This is a genomic window from Pacificibacter sp. AS14, from assembly GCF_038899935.1.
Classification (GTDB): domain Bacteria; phylum Pseudomonadota; class Alphaproteobacteria; order Rhodobacterales; family Rhodobacteraceae; genus Celeribacter.
On the sequence record NZ_JBBMQI010000005.1, the window covers coordinates 95,797 to 110,283 of the forward strand.

The following is a 14,487-nucleotide window of genomic DNA, read 5'->3' on the forward strand; positions in this document are numbered from 1 at the left end:
CGATTCGTGTTTTTTACGGGTCGCCTTTGTTGCGTCGCAGGTCTGCCACATTACTGACGTCAGTCGGTCATGACCCTGAATCAAATTTAACCATGTCTCAGCGAATGTACCAAATTTTAACTTTCGTAAACGTATCGTTTAAATCATTGTTTTTGTTTTATTAATGCCTGTTTCAAAAGTTCTAAAATGCCGAAAACTCACGATTGTTTCAAATTCGATCAAAGGTTTAATACGCGTTTATCGGTGTTTGTGGTCACATGTATTCAAGGGTTCCGGGGGCTCGGAACATAGAGGATGGAAACATGATCGATACGAACACAAACGCCAATCAGGCCATCAAGAACGCTCACGATTTCGGTGGCGCAATCGTCCTAGCTTGGGATGCTCTTGCGAAGAAAACGGCGTCACGCCATGCCAACCATAATCTGACCTCTGAGGCACGCAATGCGAACGTCGTCGTTCTTTGTCGTCACCATGACAGCGGCGATTTTCGCCCAGACCTTGGCGCGCGTCTAGCAATTGCCGCGTAGCACTCGGATACATTTATGGCTCAACGGTCATGACAGAAAGTTAAAGGAAACGATATGATTGATTTTATCACCAAGGCTCGCAAAAACCGCATCATCGCTTTAAGCCTCAGCACGCAAGGGGCTTCGATGTTCTTTCCAGAAGATGAAAACGCGACACCAGATACTCACGCGGGCTCACAACGCCGCGCAGTGACACATGTGTCTAGGCCAATGTTTGTGCGCTCGCAGGCCGTTCAAACCCCTGCTATAATCCTCGCGCCGCATTCAGACATAGTCGCCAACGACACGACGGCAAAAACGCCTCAAGATGTTTTTGTGCTCACGGAAGAGTATGCAATTTCTGAAGTCATGCGCCTTGCAGCGTAAGTGAGTTAGATTGCGATAAAGGACTTCGTAGCAGTGTCATACTGGTGCAATGATCCGTCGCCGATGTCATTCCAAAGCCCGTGCAGCGTCAGGCTGCCGTCTTCAACTGCGCTTTGTACAAACGGAAAGCTCATTAAATTTTCGAGCGATACAAGCACGGCCTCTTTTTCTAGAGCGCGCGTCCGGTCAGCTTCGGGCAAAGATGAAATACGGTCATAGCCAGGACGCATGATGTTCATCCAGCGTCCGACGAAAGAAGACTTTTCTTCAAGTTCAGGGGCAAGACCGGCGCACATGTCGTGGCACCCTTTGATGCCGCCGCAGTTGGAGTGCCCCAAGACAACCACATGAGCGACCTTAAGCGCGCTCACCGCATACTCGACTGCAGCCGACGTCCCATGATGATCGCCATCTTGCGTGAAGGGGGGCACTAGATTGGCGATATTCCGGTGAATGAAAAATTCGCCCTGGTCTGCGCCAAAAATGGATGTCACGTGAACCCGCGAGTCGCAGCATGAAATGATCATCGCACGTGGGCGTTGGCCCTCATCCGCCAGACGGCGATACCAAGCTTTGTTCTCGGTGTATGTCGTGGCTTTCCAGCCAAGGTAACGCTGAACCATATAAGTTGGTAGGTGTTTGACATACTGCATCGGCGTGCGTCCTCCTGAAGGTGGGCCTTGGTCTTCGTTCAAATGTAATGAGATTTTGAGTGGAATTCGAGAGAAAAACCACTTGGGTTAAACCTTTTCTTGAGGCCTTTGCGTCAGTGTAGGGACATAGCGCGTGGGGGCGTGCATAACATTGGGGTGTTATAATGGTGGTGAAAAAACTGCGACCTGAAGGGGTCGTGCATGTAAACAAAGTGCGGCTAGAACAGCTTTACGCACAGTTGGGTACATCAAGTGCCGACGGCGTCGTATCGCGTGCCATGGAAGAGTTGGCCGTGCGTTTGGCCAAAGTCGACAACTGCTATAAGAAGGGGCAGTTGGAAGACATGCAAAGGGCCGCGCGATCCATGATCGCTATCTCCGAACAGATCGGAATGGAAACTTTCGCTAATGTCGCGGCGGATGTGAACAATCTGGCGGCGATGGATGACGGAACAGCTTTGGCTGCTACCGTTGATCGGCTGATGCGCATTGGGGAAAACTCCCTTCTGGCCGTCTGGGATTTACAAGGTGCTTCCGTTTAGGCGGGCGTGCTGAACGAGGTTTTGGATCGCCTGTTGGCGATCAAGCTTGCAGGTGGCGTTGGATAGGCTAGGCTGAGTTGAAACACTCACAAGAGCTTGTCCAATGTCACTTTTTTTTGCCGAACCCACATCCACTTCAATTCCGCTGCATCTTGTTGCCAGTAGCGAGACTGATGCATTCATTTCAACGCGGCCCGACCAAGAAGCTTTATGGTTGAGGGCAAATGAATTCACGGGGGCCGCGGGGTCTGTCTGCGTTATTCCATCCGCCGATGGTATCGCCGCGGTTGTTGCAGGACTTGGGACTGAAATTGATCTCAAACGCACACGTTTCGGTCTCGCGTCAATACGTGGCAAGCTGCCAACGGCGACGTATCAATTGACGACAACGCTTGCTGGCGCGGCACTTGATGAACAAGTTTTAGGTTGGCTTTTGGATGGTTATGTATTTGACAGATATGCAAAAAAATCACACCCAAGCGCACAACTGGTAGCCCCCAAAGGTGTAGATGCTGCGCGGCTAAAAGCCATCGCACAAGGCGAGTTTTTGACGCGTGATCTGATCAATACACCTGCGTCTGATATGGGGCCAGCAGAACTTGAAGAGGCTGCGAACGCGCTGGCGACAAACTTTGGTGCGCAAATCGCGACCATTCAAAGCGATGCGCTCTTAGATCAAAACTTTCCGATGATTCACGCCGTCGGCCGAGCTTCGCCGCGCGGGCCGCGTTTGATTGATATGCGTTGGGGCAGTAAAGGGCCAAAACTGACGCTGGTTGGCAAAGGCGTGTGCTTTGACACTGGCGGGCTTAATCTCAAGCCCGGATCATCCATGGGTTTGATGAAAAAAGACATGGGTGGTGCTGCCACTGTTTTGGGTTTGGCGCATATGATCATGGCGCTTGATGTGCCCATTCAGTTGCGCGTGTTGATCCCCGCTGTTGAAAACTCTGTATCTGGAAATGCCTTTCGTCCGCAGGATATTTTGACATCCCGCAAAGGTTTGACCGTTGAAATCAACAACACCGATGCCGAAGGCCGTCTTGTTCTAGCTGACGCTTTGGCTTTGGCGGATGAAGAAGACACTGATTTGATTATTTCGATGGCCACTCTGACTGGTGCCGCACGTGTGGCTGTCGGGCCTGATTTGTCGCCCTTCTTTGCGACACAAGCACAAGACGCGGCGGCAGTGGCGAAAGGGGCTGAGGTTTCAAGCGATCCTGTGTGGCAATTGCCCTATTGGGAACCCTACGAGAAAATGATCGAGCCGGGCATTGCCGATCTCGACAATGCGCCAGCGGGTGGTATGGCGGGCTGCATCACAGCAGCATTGTTCTTGCGTCGTTTTGTGACCAAAACGCCGCGCTATATGCATTTCGATGTCTACGGTTGGTGCCCTTCGCCATTGCCGGGGCGGCCCAAAGGCGGCGTCGGCATGGGCGCGCGTGCGCTTTTGGCCGCTTTGCCAGATCTTTTGAATCATGACTGATCGACGTCTAACGCCCGCCAATGATCGTGTGGCGCTTAAGGGCTACGCGCTGAATGGTCAAACAGAGGTCTTGGCAGAGGCGACATCAATCACCAAGCCTGTTGCAGATTTGCGCAATGCCCCAAATGGCGCGCGCGACCGTCAGCTGGTGATGGGCGAGCAGTTTGATGTGCTTGAGCGTCATAACGGTTGGGCTTTTGGGCGTGCGGCACGCGATGAATATGTGGGCTATGTGGCCGAAGGCGATCTCGGGTTTCCTTTTACGCCGACACATTGGATTTCTGCTCGGGCCACTCATTTATATCCTGACGCCAATTTTAAAACCGAGGCGTGTGAAAGTCTGTCCTTTGGGTCGCGTCTTTGCGTTGTGGATGAGCGGCATAAGTTTGTTGAAACGGATACAGGACGATTTGTGCCCAAAGCGCATGTACGCCTCATTGAACGACCTTTTTCAGACCCCGTGACCGTGGCGCAGATCTTTTTCGGAACACCGTATATATGGGGCGGCAATTCCAGTTTTGGCATCGATTGTTCCGGTTTGGTGCAAGCGGGTTTTACAGCCTGCGGTTTGTCCTGTCCCGGCGACAGCGACCAGCAAATGGACTTAGGGCAGGATGCCACTGGCGCCTACCAGCGTGGCGATCTTTTGTTTTGGAGCGGGCATGTTGCGCTTTGTGTGGATGATGAGACACTTATCCATGCCAGCGAGCATTATATGGCAGTCGCCTATGAACCGATTTTGAAAGCGATTGCGCGCATTCAAGCACAAGGAAACGGGCCAGTCACGGCGCATCGTCGCCTGTAACCTAAAGCTGTCAATCCACTGAACGGATCAGCTTGCGATCAAACACGCGCAGCACATTGCGCAGGTCGTGCCCGCGCTTCAAAATCTGCCCATCCATACCAATGACAGAATACATGCCTTGGCGGCCGCGTAGCTTGGGTCGCTTTTCGATGCGATACATCGGATGTTCCGCGGTACGCCGAAAGACAGAGAACACCGCGACGTCTTTTAAAAAGGACATCCCGTAATCGCGCCATTCTCCGGCAGCAACCATTTGTCCGTACAGGCCAAGAATCGCGCCGAGCTCATGTCGGTCGAAGGCAACTTTATCGTATGTATTTTTTGAGTTCGGAAAGGGGGTTGGCATCGTCATTGTTCAAGATTGAGCGCAAAAGACTAACAAATCAAGGGATTGCCTAGTGCTTGGGTAATTTTACCAAAATAGTTGCCCCAGTATTGCCACAAAAAGAACCGTGGCTTTCCTTGTTCGCTTCCTCTTTTAGCCTGCTTTTAAGGGCAAAACTAAACACAGAGCGAGAACGCTTACCCCGGGGCCGCGGTTTAACAGCCCCCACCCAGTTCGCGACCTCGGGGATCTCGCTCTAAGTTATTGTAAAGTCGAGGCAGGCAATCCTGCTTCGGCTTTTCATTTTTCTGCTTCCCTGAAGTAGCGATGCTGACCCACATACATTCACGTTACAAATGTTTGTGGCGAGCGATTTCACGCCCAACTCCACCGACTTTGGTGTCTAGCGCATTTGTGAGTTTTTTTTCAAAATAATTCGAGTAGGGTTTGAACCATGCCATTTGTGGTTCATTCACACAGGATGATCCCCCAGTCTAATTCAAAGAGTTTACAGGAGATCCACTATGAAAAAAATCCTTACGGCATCTGCCGTTTTTATCAGTCTTTCCATCGGCGCAATCGCACATGCTGACGTTGAAAATGAAGCTGTCGCCGCGCGCATGGATGCCATGAAAGCCATCAGCGGTTCGATGAAAACGCTCGGCACTATGGCAAAAGGGGCTGTTGAGTTTGATGCAGCCGTCGCTCAAGCTGCTGTTGATACAATCGAAGCACAAGCTGCAGCAGTTCCCGTGTTGTTTGAAGCTCAAGAAACTGACCCAATGAGCGAAGCTAAACCAGAAATTTGGTCCAACTGGGATGACTTCGTTTCTAAAGCGAACGGCCTAAACGCTGCGGCTGCCGCGATCACCATCACCGATGCCGCATCTGTAGGTGCTGCATTGGGCGCTGTCGGTGGCACTTGTAAAGGTTGTCACTCAGAATATCGGATGTAAAAACGGCGCCGATTTTAGCAAGCTTTACAATTCGCGCGCCCTGATCCAATCTGATATTGGTAGAGGGCGCGCGATGATTTGAATTTGATATCAAGCCCAGCGGCAAACCGCGCACTGGACCCACCGGCCCAAAAGTGGCCAAGATCATTTGCGACATACATGCGCTTGAATTGTTTCAAAAAGGTCCGATCACATGATCCCAGGATTTGCACAGCGAAAACGGTTTTCTGATCTGTCAGAGCAAGACATCCTTGCTCTTGCTATTTCATCTGAGGAAGATGACGCTCGCATTTACAGGACTTATGCGCACAAACTGCGTGATGAGTTTCCAAGCAGCGCTGCGATTTTTGACGAGATGGCTGTTGAAGAAGATGGCCATAGATCCGCGCTGATCGAGCTACATCAAAAACGGTTTGGTGATGTCATTCCCATGATCCGCCGTGAACATGTGTCCGGCTTTTATGCCCGCAAACCTGTTTGGCTGATCGAAAACCTGTCTTTGGATCGTATCAGGTCTGAGGCGCGCGGGATGGAGCAAGCCGCGGAAGCATTCTACCGCAAAGCGGCTACCATGACCCAAGATGCAGCCACGCGTGATCTTTTGGGGCGTTTGGCAGCAGCAGAGGCTGGCCATGACGAAAAGGCGGCAGAACTTGAGGCCGCGCATCTTGGCGGTGACAAACGTTCAAATGAAGATAGTGATGCCCATCGCAAGTTTGTTTTGACCTGGGTGCAGCCTGGCTTGGCTGGGCTGATGGACGGGTCTGTATCGACGCTCGCGCCTATTTTTGCCACCGCTTTTGCCACGCAAAGCACCCATACGACGTTCCTTGTTGGCTTGGCAGCCTCTGTAGGGGCTGGCATTTCGATGGGCTTCACCGAAGCCGCCTCTGATGATGGTCAGCTTTCAGGACGCGGCTCGCCGATCAAACGCGGCATTGCGGCTGGCGTGATGACGACCATAGGCGGGTTGGGGCATACGCTGCCTTATCTCATTCCAGACTTTTGGACTGCGACGATCACCGCCTTCTTCGTTGTGTTTGTCGAGCTGTGGGCCATTGCTTGGATTCAAAATAAATACATGGAAACCCCCTTCATGCGGGCCGTTTTTCAAGTCGTTTTGGGGGGCGGGTTGGTCTTTGCTGCTGGTGCTTTGATCGGGGGCGGGTAAAGTCGGGGCAAAGGAGAACTCTGTGACTGTTACGCCCGATAGCCCTGTGCAAAAGACGTCCAAAATCTACATTGATGCCGATGCCTGCCCTGTGAAAGACGAGGCGGAAAAGGTGGCGACTCGCCATAAAATTCAATGCCTTTTGGTTTGCAACGGTGGCTTGCGTCCCTCGCCAAATCCTTATGTCGAAATGATTTTCGTGCCCGATGGGCCTGATGTGGCCGACATGTGGATCGCAGATCGTGCGGGTGTTGGCGATGTCGTCGTCACCGGTGATATTCCATTGGCCGCGAAAGTCGTTGAATCGGGCGCTCGCGTGATCAAACACAATGGCGAGCCGCTGACCAAAGCCAACATCGGCAATGTGCTGGCCACACGCGACTTGATGGCCGATTTGCGGGCTGCGGATCCATTTCGCCAAGGCGGCGGCAAACCGTTTTCCAAAGCAGATCGCTCACGATTTTTAGACGCTTTAGACCGCGCCGTTCAGGCGGCAAAAAGGGACATCCTATGACTGTTGAGACCGTTGTTTTTGACATTGGAAACGTGCTGATCGAATGGCAGCCAGAGCGCCACTATGACAGCGTGATTGGGGCGGAGCGCCGTAAAGAAATGTTCGCAGCGGTCGATTTGCACGTCATGAACGACGACGTTGATCGCGGCGCGCCATTTCGTGCCACCATTGAAAAAGCGGCAGATGACTACCCCGCGTTTAAAACCGAAATTCTGATGTGGTATTTCGACTGGATCAAAATGGCAGCGCCTGCGATCCCGCACTCGGTGGCTTTGTTGTGTGCCCTGCGCGCCAAGGACATTCGCGTCATCGCACTGACAAATTTCGGAATTGAAAGTTTTGAATTTGCAGAAACCAAATATCCGTTTTTGACTGAATTCGACAAAACCTATGTGTCTGGTCGCATGGGCTGCGTGAAGCCTCATCGTCTTATTTATGAGATGCTAGAGGCGGGCGAACAGGCCCAACCTGATCAGTTGCTCTTTGCGGATGATCGCCAAGAAAACATCGACATGGCCGCGCGCCGTGGTTGGCATACCCATCTGTTTAATGGCCCGCAAGGTTGGGCAAAACGCTTGGTGGATGAAGGCCTTTTGACGATGGAAGAGGCCGGTCTTTAACGCGCCATCTTGGCAAGGCGTTGGCCCAAAGGCACCTCTTTGATCGGCAAATGGATCACAGCGGAAAATACGCCGACGCCGATGCCGACCCACCAAACGGCGGTGTAATCGCCGTAGATGTCATAAAGCCGCCCGCCCAACCACACGCCTAAAAACGCGCCAAGTTGATGCGAGAAAAACACGATGCCGTACAGCGTTCCCATGTAGCGCAGCCCGTAAATGTGCGCGACCAAGCCTGATGTTAGCGGCACAGTGGCCAACCACAAAGCCCCCATGGCGAGTGAGAAAATCAGCACAGACGCAGGGGTGATCGGCAAGGCGATAAACATGATTGATGCAATCGCGCGTAGTGTGTAAATGCCCGTCAGTAGGTATTTTTTAGGCAGGCGATTGCCCAAGTAGCCCGCGAACAAAGTGCCCGCAATATTAGCAGCACCAATGACCGAAATAGAAATCGCCCCAAGCGTGGATGTCGACCCAATGCCAATACTGGCAAGCAACCCTGTGGGATCAACCGCACCACACATTTCAGTCACAAGCGCTGGAAAATGCGCTGTGATAAAAGCCAGTTGGTAGCCACAAGAAAAGAAGCCCAAAAAGATCAACGTATAGCTTGGGTCTTTGAAGGCTTTCTTCAAAATTTGGCCAAGGCTATCGTCCAGTTCGGTTTTGGTGGCCATCTGCGGCGAGCGCATAAATGGCAGTACCAAGAGCGAGATCAGAATGGCAACGGCAAACAATAGAAACACATCTTGCCAGCCCATAAAGCTCAAGAGCCAATCCGCAAGCGGCGCGCCAAAAACTTGGCCAGCAGACCCTGCAGCAGTGGCAATCGCCAATGACATAGACCGGTTCTCGGCAGAGGACGCGCGGCCGACTACGGCTAAAATCACGCCGAAACCAGTGCCTGCAATGCCAAAACCGATCAGGGTTTCAAACAGTTGATGCGCTTCGGGCGTAATCGCGAAAGACGACAAAACCAAACCGGCTGCATAGACAATCGCACCAAGTATGATCGCTTTGCGGTCGCCAATGCGCTCGGCCAAGGCCCCAAACAATGGCTGGCCGATGCCCCAAAACAGGTTCTGAATCGCGATGGCCAAGGAAAATTCAGCGCGCGGCCAATTGAATTCAGTGGCAATCGGGATTTGGAAAACACCAAATGAAGCGCGGATCGAAAAGCTGATCAGGATGACAACACAGCCCGCCAAAAGAACGGGTGTGAACAGGGGGGCGCGCGTGCTGGACATGGATGTCTCCTTTGAGCTCAATCTATCGTCATTCCTGTTGATAAGGTCAAACAAATGATCGGCATGACGTACATCATCTTTTCATATGAGTTTGCGGGCTTTATGGATGTGCCATGGATAGTTTGACCCAAATATATAAAGCCCGCGTTGCAGGTGGCACCCTGCGCGCTGATCCCGCACAAGAAGCAATTTTGCCGCTGTTTGATCGATTGCAATCAGAACTGGCCGCGGCACCGGTTAGCAAACGTGGTTTGCTGTCTTTGATAGGCGGGAGAAAGAAACCTGATCCCATAAAGGGTCTGTACATTTGGGGCGGCGTTGGACGTGGCAAGTCGATGTTGATGGATCTGTTCCACGAGCATTCCCCTGTGCCGTCACGCCGCGTGCATTTTCATGCCTTCATGCAAGAAGTGCAGACGCAGATTTTTGAAGCCCGTAAAAAAGGTATCGCGGACACGATTGTGCCTGTTGTCGATAAAGTTGCCGAAGACGTGCGTTTGCTGTGTTTTGATGAAATGCAGATCACCGACATCGCCGATGCGATGATTGTGGGGCGACTGTTTGAAGGGCTGTTTGCGCGCGGTGTGACTGTGGTGACCACGTCAAATCGTGTGCCGGATGATCTGTATAAAAACGGCCTGAATCGACAGCTCTTTTTACCGTTTATCGACATCATCAAAGATAAATTGGAAGTGCATCATCTGCATTCCCCCGTCGATTATCGCCAAGGTCGTTTGACCGGCACGCCTGTCTACTTCAGTCCGATCAATGACGACACACGCACGACGATTGATGAGATTTGGACGGACCTGACTGGCGGCGCATCTGAAGGGTTGACGATTAAGGTCAAAGGTCGCGACGTGAAACTGCCCAAGTTCCATAACGGTATTGCGCGCGCGACGTTTTGGGATCTGTGTGGGCAAATGTACGGCCCCGCAGATTACTTGGCGATTGCGGATGCTGTGAAACTGTTGATCATTGAAGATATCCCGCGTTTAGGGCGTGGCAACTTTAACGAGGTAAAGCGGTTCGTGACCTTGATCGATGCGCTTTATGAGGCAAAAGTGCGCGTAGTCGCCAGCGCGGTGGACGAGCCTGAAAGCCTTTATATCGAAGGCGCAGGCGTGTTTGAATTCGAGCGCACGGCCTCGCGATTGCGTGAAATGCAAGACAAAGACTGGGCGACAGAAAAAGTTGTTTAAGGTTGCGCTGCTTACCTCAAGCGTTTTCGCGCAAAACCGCACCCGCAAGATAAAGCGACCCGCAGATCAAAATCCGTGCATCGCAATCCGTTGCCACGATAGATTGAACCGCGGCTAAAACGCTTTTGCCTTGTGCGGTTTTCATGCCAACATCTTGGGCGACTTTTGCTGTATCTTCAGCGCTTAGTGTTGCGGCTTCACCCGGGATAGACACAGCGATAAGCTGTTCAGTATGGCGTGCGAGCGGGCGTAAGTAACCCCCGATGTCTTTGGTGTTCAGCATGCCGCAGATCAAATAAGTCGTGCGAGGCTGCAAGCGATCCATGGCTTCGGCAAGGGCCAGGCCTGCGGCAGGGTTATGTCCGCCATCAAGCCAGATTTCTCCGTCTTTTGCGGCGTCAATCAGCGGACCGGCTTTGAGGCGCTGCATCCGCGCAGGCCACTGCGCGCCTGTGACGGCGGCCTCGAGTGCTGTATCGCCCATCTCAAGATAGCGCAGCGCGGCGAGGGCCATGCCTGCGTTTTCGACTTGGTGTTTGCCGATCAGGTTTGGCAAAGGCAGATCGCGCAGGCCTGTTTCGTCTTGGAAAATCAGCCGGCCATGTTCCTCAGAGACGTGCCAGTGTTGCCCATACGCCAGCAAGGGCGCGCTAAGGCGCATGGCTTGACGCTCAATAACGTCCATCGCGGCCTCTGGTTGCGGGCCAACGACGCAAGGCACGCCGCGTTTGATGATGCCGGCTTTTTCGCTGGCGATCGCTTCAATCGTGTCCCCCAAAAACTGGGTGTGATCGATGGAAATCGGCGTGATAACAGTCAGCGCTGGCGTGTCGATGACATTGGTCGCGTCCAAACGCCCGCCAAGGCCGACCTCAAGCAAAGTGTAATCGGCTGGTGTGCGCGAAAAGGCCAAAAGCCCCGCGACTGTTGTAATTTCGAAATAGGTGATCGCTTCGCCGCCATTTGCGCGCTCGCATTCTTCCAAGATGTCTTGCAACGCGTTTTCGGAAATCAAGTCCCCCGCAAGACGAATGCGTTCATGAAACCGTGCCAAATGGGGCGAGGTGTAGGCGTGAACCGATTTGCCCGCTCCCTCAAGCCCCGCACGGATCATCGCTTGTGTCGAGCCTTTGCCATTGGTGCCTGCGATGTGAATGACGGGCGGCAGTTTGATCTGCGGATTATCAAGTGCCTCAAGCAGGCGCCAAACGCGATCCAGTACAAGGTCGATCACCTTGGGGTGTAAAGACATCAGGCGGTCGAGGATGATATCGGAACGCATAGTTGAACCTAAGATTGAACTGTTGGGAATGTTCTGCAATTGCAGCGTACTGGTCGCTGATGAAAAGGGCGGCCCCTAATGGCCGCCCGTTCTCAATTAGTCAGCTTTTGCGTCACCCGCGTCAGATGCCGCCAATTCCGAAACTTCGGTTGGAGGAGGTAGATCCGCTACAACAGCAGGGGGCAGACCGCCGAGCATACGCAGAATGGTGACCAACTCTTCTTTCATCTTGGTGCGATGGGTTACGCGGTCTAGCATGCCGTGATCCAAAAGGTATTCAGCACGCTGGAACCCTTCGGGCAGTTTCTCGTGGATAGTTTGCTCGATCACTCGCGGACCAGCAAAACAGATCAATGCGTTTGGTTCGGCAATTTGTACATCACCAAGCATCGCGTAAGACGCAGTCACACCGCCGGTGGTCGGGTGCGTCAACACAACGATGTAAGGCAGGTTCGCCTCTTTAAGCATTTCAATCGCGACGGTTGTGCGTGGCATTTGCATCAGGGACAAAATTCCTTCTTGCATGCGCGCGCCGCCTGCAGCCGAGAACATCACGAAGGGGCGTTTGAGCTCAATCGCGCGCTCGACACCTGCTATGAACGCGTTGCCGACATACATGCCCATGGAGCCGCCCATAAAGGAAAAGTCTTGCGCGGCAGCCACGATGGGCGTGCGACCAATGTCGCCTTCCGCCACAAGCATTGCGTCTTTTTCGCCCGTTGATTTTTGTGCGGCCTTTATGCGGTCGGGATATTTCTTCTGATCGCGGAACTTCAGGGGGTCTTCGACAACGGCCGGGACTGCGATTTCAGTAAAAATACCACCATCAAACAAGGCCCCAAACCGTTTGCGGGGGGTGATGTGCATATGGTGGTCGCAGTTGGTGCAGACGTTCAAATTGTCAGCCAACTCGCGGTGAAACAACATGGTCCCGCACTCTTTGCAATTCGTCCAAAGATTGTCGGGCGTCTCTTGGCGCGAAAAGAGAGAATTGATTTTCGGGCGGACGTAGTTGGAAATCCAGTTCATGCATGAGCCTTTGGCCGAAGTCTGTGTTATCCCTCAAATAAGCGGCAATGATGGGAATTGCAATCAGCGCTTGAGCGCAATGCGTGCCATGAGCCAAGTAATCAGCAAAATCAGGCCTTCAAAGCAAATTAAAACCGGATCTGAATACGCCGCACTGAGATCAAGGTCACGCGTCCACAGCCCAAAGCCAGATAAAGCCCCCGCAGTCGGCGCAATAAATATCACCGCCATATTATTAATGAAATGCACAGCAATGGCTGGACCAAGAGTGCCACTGCGCGCCGTGAGGTCGCCCGCAACAAGCGCAAAAAATGTGGCCCAGATGACGGGAAATAGAGCAGAGAGCCCTTCAACATCGCCTGATAAATGTCCGAAGCCAAAAACGAGAGCACTCAGAGTAATTCCTTTTGCATAGGATCCTGTAGCGCCGACCAATTGTGTTTGTAAGTATCCGCGAAAAAACAATTCTTCGGCAGTGACTTGTATGGCCAACCCGATCAAGCCAAGTGGCAGCCAAACGAGCCACAGACCCAACGCCAATTGGTTTTGTAACTCAAAGGATGAATGTGGCGCGGGCACCAACATCATTACTGCCATCAGACCGAGCATCCATTTGAACGTCGTAGCAAATTGACTGCGCAATAGCAAAGCGGGGCCTGTGAGGTCTCGCAGACTACGCTTGGAAAGTTTTTTCGCAAATACGACCGTTGCCACAATCAGGACCGCGAAGCTGGCCAGTACAAGAAACATTCCCCCCGGTGAAGTGCCGATTGCGATTCCGGACGGAGTGGTCCTTATCGCAGACAATTCGGGAGCAATTTTGCCGATTATTCCCATCAACAAAGGTGTGAGTAGGGAAACGACAAAAAACGTAGCTAAAAGTACCACTATGATACGCCAGTAAGCACGTTGTTTAAGGGCTGATGCCACCATATCTGCGTAAGCGCTGTACCTCATCACTCTCCCCTAGACATACTTTTGCTTGCACATAGCAGCCGTATTACGCCGCGCAAAGGGCTTGGATGTCCAAATGTTTCATGCCTCTTGCAGGCGGGTGGCGTGATCTGTATCTGAATAATGTGTGTGAGAGAGTGGCATTGTATGGTGATGAAAAGAACAACTTTGGCCTTGTGTCTATGTATTGCTTTTAGCGGATGCCAGATGACGCTATCGAAGTTCGGCGACACCATACCCAAGGGCCAATCTTCATGGCGCTTGCTGTCTTCAAATTTTATCGTCACCGCTCCCGACGGGTTTTGCGTCGACGGAGCCTCGCTCAAAGATACCTCTAAAGCGAGTTTTGTGTTGATGGCAGATTGTGCGGCGCTGAGCAGCAAAAACCGCAAAGTCGATCAATCGCGATCTGTTTTGCTCACCGTGACAATCTCGGCGCCGCTTGAAAGTGCGGGTAGCGTGACACCACGGGCGTTGGAGCAGTTCTTTGGCACCGAGCAAGGCCGCACTGTTCTGTCGCGCGACAGTGACGCAGCCACAGTGTCAGCGACGATGGAAAAAGTGGGCAATGACACCTTGATTTTACACATCTATGATTCGGCGCCGACCAACATTGAAGGGCTTGCGCAGGAAGATTGGCGCGCCTTTACCGTTATCAATAACCGCTTGGTGACGCTGTCAGCCGCGCCGTTCGAGGGCGTTACCGCAAGAAATTCAAACGCTAAAACGCTTGTGATCCAGCTTACGCACCTCTTGCAGGTTGAAAATTTAGCGCAATAGTGCGCGATTGTTGCCAAAT

Annotated in this window: 17 protein-coding genes; 11 read left to right on the forward strand and 6 right to left on the reverse strand. The window is 52.5% G+C overall.

Going from position 1 to position 14,487, the window contains the following annotated elements:
* Positions 1-302 precede the first annotated feature (302 nt).
* Positions 303-530, forward strand: coding sequence for a hypothetical protein (locus tag WNY38_RS07255; RefSeq protein WP_342856669.1), 228 nt, complete (start codon positions 303-305; stop codon positions 528-530).
* Positions 531-584: 54 nt separating this feature from the next.
* Positions 585-896 (forward strand): hypothetical protein, encoded by a 312-nt coding sequence (locus WNY38_RS07260; protein WP_342856670.1) that lies wholly within the window; start codon positions 585-587, stop codon positions 894-896.
* A 5-nt stretch (positions 897-901) separates the two neighbouring features.
* On the opposite strand, the gene WNY38_RS07265 is transcribed toward WNY38_RS07260, so the two are convergent.
* Entirely contained in the window at positions 902-1,549 is a 648-nt protein-coding gene (locus WNY38_RS07265; RefSeq protein WP_342856671.1) for a carbonic anhydrase, read from the reverse strand.
* Positions 1,550-1,713: 164 nt separating this feature from the next.
* On the opposite strand from WNY38_RS07265, the gene WNY38_RS07270 reads away from it, so the two are divergent.
* The 3 genes from WNY38_RS07270 (at position 1,714) to WNY38_RS07280 (ending at position 4,385) form a co-directional block, all read left to right on the forward strand.
* Positions 1,714-2,091: a hypothetical protein gene (locus WNY38_RS07270; protein WP_342856672.1), complete on the forward strand. Its 378-nt coding sequence runs from the start codon at positions 1,714-1,716 to the stop codon at positions 2,089-2,091.
* A 103-nt stretch (positions 2,092-2,194) separates the two neighbouring features.
* Positions 2,195-3,580, forward strand: coding sequence for a leucyl aminopeptidase family protein (locus tag WNY38_RS07275; protein WP_342856673.1), 1,386 nt, complete (start codon positions 2,195-2,197; stop codon positions 3,578-3,580).
* Positions 3,573-4,385 (forward strand): NlpC/P60 family protein, encoded by an 813-nt coding sequence (locus WNY38_RS07280; RefSeq protein ID WP_342856674.1) that lies wholly within the window; start codon positions 3,573-3,575, stop codon positions 4,383-4,385. Before WNY38_RS07275 ends, WNY38_RS07280 begins: the two co-directional genes overlap by 8 nt.
* Positions 4,386-4,395: 10 nt before the next feature.
* On the opposite strand, the gene WNY38_RS07285 is transcribed toward WNY38_RS07280, so the two are convergent.
* Positions 4,396-4,737 carry a DUF2794 domain-containing protein gene (locus WNY38_RS07285; RefSeq protein ID WP_342856675.1) on the reverse strand — a complete coding sequence of 114 codons (342 nt, stop codon included), beginning with the start codon at positions 4,735-4,737 and terminating at the stop codon, positions 4,396-4,398.
* Between the two features lie 497 nt (positions 4,738-5,234).
* Between WNY38_RS07285 and WNY38_RS07290 the strand changes: the two genes are divergently transcribed.
* The 4 genes from WNY38_RS07290 to WNY38_RS07305 all read left to right on the forward strand — a co-directional run bounded on the left by WNY38_RS07290 (position 5,235) and on the right by WNY38_RS07305 (position 7,971).
* Positions 5,235-5,666: a cytochrome c gene (locus WNY38_RS07290; RefSeq protein WP_342856676.1), complete on the forward strand. Its 432-nt coding sequence runs from the start codon at positions 5,235-5,237 to the stop codon at positions 5,664-5,666.
* Positions 5,667-5,859: 193 nt separating this feature from the next.
* Positions 5,860-6,837 carry an iron exporter MbfA gene (gene mbfA / locus WNY38_RS07295; RefSeq protein ID WP_342856677.1) on the forward strand — a complete coding sequence of 326 codons (978 nt, stop codon included), beginning with the start codon at positions 5,860-5,862 and terminating at the stop codon, positions 6,835-6,837.
* A 22-nt stretch (positions 6,838-6,859) separates the two neighbouring features.
* Positions 6,860-7,351, forward strand: a complete 492-nt coding sequence (locus WNY38_RS07300) for a YaiI/YqxD family protein (RefSeq protein ID WP_342856678.1) — start codon at positions 6,860-6,862, stop codon at positions 7,349-7,351.
* Positions 7,348-7,971: an HAD family phosphatase gene (locus WNY38_RS07305; RefSeq protein WP_342856679.1), complete on the forward strand. Its 624-nt coding sequence runs from the start codon at positions 7,348-7,350 to the stop codon at positions 7,969-7,971. The genes WNY38_RS07300 and WNY38_RS07305 overlap by 4 nt, the downstream gene beginning before the upstream one ends.
* Here the strand turns inward: WNY38_RS07305 and WNY38_RS07310 are convergent.
* Positions 7,968-9,221: an MFS transporter gene (locus WNY38_RS07310; RefSeq protein WP_342856680.1), complete on the reverse strand. Its 1,254-nt coding sequence runs from the start codon at positions 9,219-9,221 to the stop codon at positions 7,968-7,970. The genes WNY38_RS07305 and WNY38_RS07310 overlap by 4 nt on opposite strands.
* 113 nt (positions 9,222-9,334) lie before the next feature.
* On the opposite strand from WNY38_RS07310, the gene zapE reads away from it, so the two are divergent.
* Positions 9,335-10,423 (forward strand): cell division protein ZapE, encoded by a 1,089-nt coding sequence (gene zapE / locus WNY38_RS07315; protein WP_342856681.1) that lies wholly within the window; start codon positions 9,335-9,337, stop codon positions 10,421-10,423.
* Positions 10,424-10,439: 16 nt separating this feature from the next.
* Here zapE and WNY38_RS07320 read toward each other — a convergent pair whose 3' ends face one another.
* The 3 genes from WNY38_RS07320 to WNY38_RS07330 all read right to left on the reverse strand — a co-directional run bounded on the left by WNY38_RS07320 (position 10,440) and on the right by WNY38_RS07330 (position 13,667).
* Positions 10,440-11,705, reverse strand: coding sequence for a folylpolyglutamate synthase/dihydrofolate synthase family protein (locus tag WNY38_RS07320; protein WP_342856682.1), 1,266 nt, complete (start codon positions 11,703-11,705; stop codon positions 10,440-10,442).
* Between the two features lie 96 nt (positions 11,706-11,801).
* Positions 11,802-12,734 carry an acetyl-CoA carboxylase, carboxyltransferase subunit beta gene (gene accD, locus WNY38_RS07325; protein ID WP_342856683.1) on the reverse strand — a complete coding sequence of 311 codons (933 nt, stop codon included), beginning with the start codon at positions 12,732-12,734 and terminating at the stop codon, positions 11,802-11,804.
* A 63-nt stretch (positions 12,735-12,797) separates the two neighbouring features.
* Complete coding sequence (locus WNY38_RS07330) at positions 12,798-13,667, reverse strand: CPBP family intramembrane glutamic endopeptidase (RefSeq protein WP_342856684.1); 870 nt, start codon at positions 13,665-13,667, stop codon at positions 12,798-12,800.
* A gap of 228 nt (positions 13,668-13,895) precedes the next feature.
* Here WNY38_RS07330 and WNY38_RS07335 point away from each other — a divergent pair, with 228 nt between their 5' ends.
* Complete coding sequence (locus tag WNY38_RS07335; RefSeq protein ID WP_342856685.1) at positions 13,896-14,468, forward strand: hypothetical protein; 573 nt, start codon at positions 13,896-13,898, stop codon at positions 14,466-14,468.
* Positions 14,469-14,487: the final 19 nt, after the last annotated feature.

Bases quoted from the DNA above. Each gene is read 5' to 3' on its own strand.
- WNY38_RS07275 (WP_342856673.1), top strand. From the start codon at position 2,195: ATGTCACTTTTTTTTGCCGAACCCACATCCACTTCAATTCCGCTGCAT.
- WNY38_RS07330 (WP_342856684.1), bottom strand. From the start codon at position 13,667: ATGGTGGCATCAGCCCTTAAACAACGTGCTTACTGGCGTATCATAGTG.
- WNY38_RS07320 (WP_342856682.1), bottom strand. From the start codon at position 11,705: ATGCGTTCCGATATCATCCTCGACCGCCTGATGTCTTTACACCCCAAG.
- mbfA (WP_342856677.1), top strand. From the start codon at position 5,860: ATGATCCCAGGATTTGCACAGCGAAAACGGTTTTCTGATCTGTCAGAG.
- WNY38_RS07310 (WP_342856680.1), bottom strand. From the start codon at position 9,221: ATGTCCAGCACGCGCGCCCCCCTGTTCACACCCGTTCTTTTGGCGGGC.
- accD (WP_342856683.1), bottom strand. From the start codon at position 12,734: ATGAACTGGATTTCCAACTACGTCCGCCCGAAAATCAATTCTCTCTTT.
- WNY38_RS07280 (WP_342856674.1), top strand. From the start codon at position 3,573: ATGACTGATCGACGTCTAACGCCCGCCAATGATCGTGTGGCGCTTAAG.
- WNY38_RS07305 (WP_342856679.1), top strand. From the start codon at position 7,348: ATGACTGTTGAGACCGTTGTTTTTGACATTGGAAACGTGCTGATCGAA.
- WNY38_RS07260 (WP_342856670.1), top strand. From the start codon at position 585: ATGATTGATTTTATCACCAAGGCTCGCAAAAACCGCATCATCGCTTTA.
- WNY38_RS07270 (WP_342856672.1), top strand. From the start codon at position 1,714: ATGGTGGTGAAAAAACTGCGACCTGAAGGGGTCGTGCATGTAAACAAA.
- zapE (WP_342856681.1), top strand. From the start codon at position 9,335: ATGGATAGTTTGACCCAAATATATAAAGCCCGCGTTGCAGGTGGCACC.
- WNY38_RS07335 (WP_342856685.1), top strand. From the start codon at position 13,896: ATGACGCTATCGAAGTTCGGCGACACCATACCCAAGGGCCAATCTTCA.
- WNY38_RS07255 (WP_342856669.1), top strand. From the start codon at position 303: ATGATCGATACGAACACAAACGCCAATCAGGCCATCAAGAACGCTCAC.
- WNY38_RS07265 (WP_342856671.1), bottom strand. From the start codon at position 1,549: ATGCAGTATGTCAAACACCTACCAACTTATATGGTTCAGCGTTACCTT.
- WNY38_RS07290 (WP_342856676.1), top strand. From the start codon at position 5,235: ATGAAAAAAATCCTTACGGCATCTGCCGTTTTTATCAGTCTTTCCATC.
- WNY38_RS07285 (WP_342856675.1), bottom strand. From the start codon at position 4,737: ATGACGATGCCAACCCCCTTTCCGAACTCAAAAAATACATACGATAAA.